This window comes from Stenotrophomonas sp. B1-1 (assembly GCF_010894375.1).
Lineage (GTDB): Bacteria > Pseudomonadota > Gammaproteobacteria > Xanthomonadales > Xanthomonadaceae > Stenotrophomonas.
Map to the genome: position 1 here is coordinate 1 of NZ_JAAIUZ010000044.1, position 4587 is coordinate 4587.

Genomic DNA, 4587 nt, shown 5'->3' on the forward strand with positions numbered 1-4587 from the left:
GCGGTGGCGTCGATGATGTAACCGCCGGCCTTGAGCTCGCGGAACTTGGCATTGATCGACTCGATCATGTCTTTGACCAGGGTCGGGTGCATGGGCAGGTCGATGTACTGCAGCTGCGCTTCGGCGATGGTGTCGGCCAGAATCTGCGCGGTACGGGTGGCTGACTCGAACGCAAACAGCGGATCATCACTGAGCGTGCGGCAGCCCCAGAAGCGATAGCCGCGGCTGTTGATCAGTGTGGTGATGTCATTGGCATTGAGCAGGCCGGCATCGGTCTGCGGATCCTGCAGGTCCCAGGTGACATCGGCACTGATGCCGGTGACGCCCTGCACCGGCACATTGGACAGGGTCTTGTGCCAGCCGGTCTGCTGATCGATCAGGGCGCGCAGTCCGATCGCCCGTGCGGTGGCGTAGCTGATGGCTGGAGCGTTGGTGGTGGTGTCCCAGGCTAGGAAATCGGGCCAGATCATCATCAGCTCGCGATCGCCAAATTCCTTTCGGTAGGTCAGGATCTCGGCCACGGTTTTGGCCTCACCCACGCCCACGTAGGCAATGGCGCGTAGCTTCTTGCAGATCGAGGCCAGGGCGGCGGTCACCGGCTTAGGGTCCAGGCCCGGCGCGCCCAGAATGCGCGGCTTCACGCCCAGCTTGCTCTCGGCCACCAGCAGCGCCTGCAGGCCCGTGTAGCGACCCTCGACCACCGTGCCGATGACATTGCTGGTGGTGGCGTCACTGTCTTCGCCTTCTTCGACCCGCACCACCACGGTGACCGGGTTGGACTGGTCGGCGACCGCCGTCAGTACGCCGGCCAGAGTGCCGGTGGTGCCGGCTTTGCCAATGGCGCCGCGCACATCGGTCAGCAGCACCGGGGTGTCCAGCGGGAAGGTGGCCTCATCGGCGTCGGGGGCGGTACACACCACACCGACGATGGCCGTGGCCACGGTACGGATGGGGCGAATTCCGCCGTTGAGTTCAACCACGCGCACGCCGTGGTGGTAATCCTGGGCCATGGAGGGCTCCTGTGGCTAGAGGGTGGGGAAACGCAGGGGGACGGTGAGCGAGGTGGCCGGCCGGCCATCGCTGGGTCGGTAGTCCAGCTCGAGCACGAAGGCGCCCGGCGCGCCAGCCGGCGTCAGGGCGATCCGAGTCAGCCGGATCCGGCTCTCCCAGCGCATCAAGGCGGTGGCGATGGCGCCAAACAGCTGCAGGCGCGTGCGCTCGTTGAAGGGCTGGTCGATCAGGTCCGGCAGCAATGAGCCGTAGTCGCGCCGCTGGATGCGCGAGCCGAGCGGGGTGGTCAGAATGTCGGCAATGGACTGCATCAGGTGTGCAGTGCCGGCGATGGCGCGGCCGGTGCTGGCGTTCATGCCGCTCATTGCGGGGCTCCGGTGTTACCGCTGCCGGGCTGGACGCCCGGGTGGGTGTGGCCCACCAGGCTGACGCCACTAGCCACGACGTCGGCACCGGCCTCGACCGAGCCGGACACGGTCACACTGCCTGTGATGGTGACCGGGCCGGTGATGCGCACGCCGCCATCGGCAACGATAGACACGGTGCCGCCGGTTGGCAGGGTGGCGGCCAGCGAATGGGCGGCACTGTCGTAGGCTACGGTGGCGCCGTCGGCGAACTGGACCAGGGTCAGATCGGGACTGCTGGACGGTGCCGGGAACGCATCGCAGAACAGCCCGCGCAAGGCGATGGCATTGGCTAGATCGCCATCCACGCACAGCAACAGCACCTGCTCGCCGATGGAGGGCGGGCCCCACACACGCACGCTACCGGCGGCAGGCGTGAGCCAGGGGATCAGGTCCGTATGTACCTGGCCACTGCGCACGCGACAACGCGCCGAGGCGTGATCGACCTGGCTGATCGAGCCCTCGCGCAGGAGGTTGTTGAGTTGTTGGGGCAGGCGCGAATCCATGCGCTTACGGTGCCGCACGCCACTCGCGCGCGCACGGAGTGGGCCGTGTAGAGCGGCGCCCTACATGTGCACGACAACGGTGCGTGATGACCGCACTCGTTCAGGCGTGCGTGATCGGATTGCGCCGAAGTTAGGGCTGTCAGTGGGCGAACTGGCGCGATGAGGGAGCTCAGGTCACGTAGGGTGCCTAAGCTGATCGGTCCTCCAGATCCTGCCTCTTCTCCCCCGTCGAGGCAGGACTGGAGATCGGTCACCGCTGTGCTAGCGAAGGCAATGACATAGGAGCGGCAACGTCGTATTGGTCAGGATCGCTGCATCCGGGCGAGCTCGGCGAGATAGCTGCCGTAACGTTGGCACGAGGCCTCCAACTTGGGGATTTGAGATTCCAGGCGAGCCAAGTGGAGTTTGCTGGGCAGGTGAGCGGCAGATACAGTGATATAAGCTGCTTCATATGCGGGGTTTTGCTTCCGCAGAAGTTGCAGGCCAACCTTGTCCTGGTTTTCTATTTTACGGATTACCAGCTTCTCGGCCGAGTTCATAGTCGCCAGGCGGGCCTCAATGGCCGGAATCTGGGCATTTGCTCCGAGAAGCGCTGCTTTCGCTTTCTCGTTTTTGGCAGCGACCAGATTCTGGCAAAAGGGCCGGTGCCAGGCACTACCCGAGCCCAGTTTGGTGGCGCTGTAGCTGCTGCTGCACAGGTAGGTCTTAGCGATGTGCCAGATGGCGTTACCGATGTGCATAGATGACCTCTTCTGTTGGAGAGAACCAAGTCTGCTAATGGAAAACAGGGCGAGGCATCGAATGCATTCGATTACCGAGTGGTTGCAGATTACTCGGTTCAGCCCATCAGTTATGAAGACCGGCTCAATTCACGGGCGCGTGATCGGCGGGAGCAGACAGTGGCCCTGCCAGGTGCTCATCTGGCTCGTCGATTGCTCAGGTTCGAGGGTGCCTGAGCCGGTCCGCACCCTCCGGGTTTGCTCATTCCCCCCTTCCTGGCAGCCCGGAGGGTGCGATCGTCAAACGACCGACTGGCCTGAGGGCCGCGCGATCTGGATCCAGCCTTCCGGCTCAACAAAGCGCACAGGCGCTTCCACGTCTGCGGGTGGGCGCATGTCGGTGAGCTCATCAGGCAACGGCTCGCCCGGCGGCAGCGGCGATGCAACACTGCCATCGGCCTTGTGCCACAGCGGACGGCCACTGTAGTCAGGGATCAGCTCCCAGGCCTGGGCCTGCGCGTTCCACACGTTGCGCAGCGGCGCGCCTGGCTCGATGGTCAGCGGCGGCAGCACCGTCAGCCCTTCCGGCAGGTCGTCACCCAGCTGCAAGCGGTTGGGCAGCGGCGTGGCCGTGCCGGTGTCCCACAGCATGGCGCCGCGATAGTCCGGCACGAGCTCCCACGCCTGCCGCGCAGCATCCAGGCGCAGCCACTGGTATGGGCCTGGCTCGACGGTGGGCGCAAAGGCCACCACGTTCTCCGGCAGCGGCCAGGTGCCATCGGCAGAAGGGAATAGACGTACCGGGCGCAGGTAGGCGCCGGTGGCCAGGTCAACGCTGTGGCCGTAGCGGTGGGCAGGGGTATCCATAGGGCGTCCTCAGTAGACGATGCAATAGAGCATACCGACGCCGGCCGGCAGATTGCGTTGGCCGCCGGTGGCGGTGACGGTAGTGGCATGGGTGTGGTCGCCGGTGGCGGCGATGTAGATCTCATGGGCATGGCTGCCCGCCCCGTTCATGCCCACGTTGTGGGAATGGTGACCGCCGTCGTTGAGCCAGATGCCGGTTCCCGACGCGCTGGTTCCGACGTGGCTGGGCGAGGTGATACCCGCAGCGGACCAGCCGCCGCTGCCGCCGCCGGCATTGGGTCCGACCCAGGTATGGGCATGACCGGGATCGTTGACGTGATGGTTGTGCGAGCCCTGGCCGTCGGTCCAGCTGCCATGGACGTGATCGCCCACGCCGCTGGAGCTGGCACTATGCCCGTGGCCACCGGCACCGGCCGTGCTGGCCTCATGGGTGTGACCGATGACCTCGCCGTCGGTAGCGGTGCCGATTTGGCTCTGATCGCTTTGGTGCACCGGCACGGTGCCCTCGATCAGGTTGGGCACATTGAAGGTGCTGGCGCCATCGCCGTCGCCATAGCGGGTGCCGATGGCGGCAAACAGCGCAGCATAGGTCTGGCGGCTGACTGCAGCGCCATTGCACGGCAGGGTGCCGGCCGGGGCGGTGGCACCGGCAAAGGCAAACACCTGGCCCGGGATGTGCGTGCTGGCCGGTACGCCGGTCATGTTGGCCCAGTCCAGGTAGAACGCCCCGTGCTGGCCATCGAGCAGATCAGCGTCCAGGTCGTTGCCATCGCCTTCGTCCTTCAGAGCGGCGCCCTTGAGCTCGAGCAGGGCACGCAGGGCGGCCTGGGTGGCGGCGGCCAGTAGCTGTTTGGTCAGTGCATTGGGAGCACCCTTGCCCAGTCGATCATCGAGCGCAGCACGCATTGCCGTTGGCGTGATGGCTCGCTGCGCATCGCTGCCGGCGATCGCCTCGGCCGAGGTGGCCAACTCCACCACGCCCATTTCGGTGGTGGTGGCCGGTGGATTGAGAAACTCGGTGCTGCCAAAGGCGATGCTGGTGGCCTCCACATCGGTCAGGACCATATCGGCAGCCAGCAT

Annotated in this window: 6 protein-coding genes; all 6 read right to left on the reverse strand. The window is 65.5% G+C overall.

Features of this window, described 5'->3' with window-relative positions; genetic code table 11:
- On the reverse strand, positions 1-1010 hold a 1010-nt coding region (locus tag G4G00_RS21530), incomplete at its 3' end, for a phage tail sheath subtilisin-like domain-containing protein (RefSeq protein ID WP_164276548.1).
- A 15-nt stretch (positions 1011-1025) separates the two neighbouring features.
- A complete protein-coding gene (locus G4G00_RS21535; protein ID WP_164276551.1) occupies positions 1026-1376 on the reverse strand; it encodes a GPW/gp25 family protein in 351 nt (116 codons plus the stop codon).
- Complete coding sequence (locus tag G4G00_RS21540) at positions 1373-1921, reverse strand: phage baseplate assembly protein V (RefSeq protein ID WP_164276554.1); 549 nt, start codon at positions 1919-1921, stop codon at positions 1373-1375. Before G4G00_RS21540 ends, G4G00_RS21535 begins: the two co-directional genes overlap by 4 nt.
- 302 nt (positions 1922-2223) lie before the next feature.
- Positions 2224-2661: a hypothetical protein gene (locus G4G00_RS21545; RefSeq protein ID WP_164276557.1), complete on the reverse strand. Its 438-nt coding sequence runs from the start codon at positions 2659-2661 to the stop codon at positions 2224-2226.
- Between the two features lie 279 nt (positions 2662-2940).
- Positions 2941-3507, reverse strand: a complete 567-nt coding sequence (locus G4G00_RS21550; RefSeq protein WP_164276560.1) for a hypothetical protein — start codon at positions 3505-3507, stop codon at positions 2941-2943.
- 9 nt (positions 3508-3516) lie between these two features.
- Positions 3517-4587 (reverse strand): phage tail protein (locus G4G00_RS21555; RefSeq protein WP_205515591.1); only part of this gene is annotated, 1071 nt, incomplete at its 5' end.

What these genes read in the sequence shown, in the direction of transcription:
- G4G00_RS21540 (WP_164276554.1), bottom strand. Translation starts at nt 1,921, where the DNA reads ATGGATTCGCGCCTGCCCCAACAACTCAACAACCTCCTGCGCGAGGGC.
- G4G00_RS21545 (WP_164276557.1), bottom strand. Translation starts at nt 2,661, where the DNA reads ATGCACATCGGTAACGCCATCTGGCACATCGCTAAGACCTACCTGTGC.
- G4G00_RS21550 (WP_164276560.1), bottom strand. Translation starts at nt 3,507, where the DNA reads ATGGATACCCCTGCCCACCGCTACGGCCACAGCGTTGACCTGGCCACC.
- G4G00_RS21535 (WP_164276551.1), bottom strand. Translation starts at nt 1,376, where the DNA reads ATGAGCGGCATGAACGCCAGCACCGGCCGCGCCATCGCCGGCACTGCA.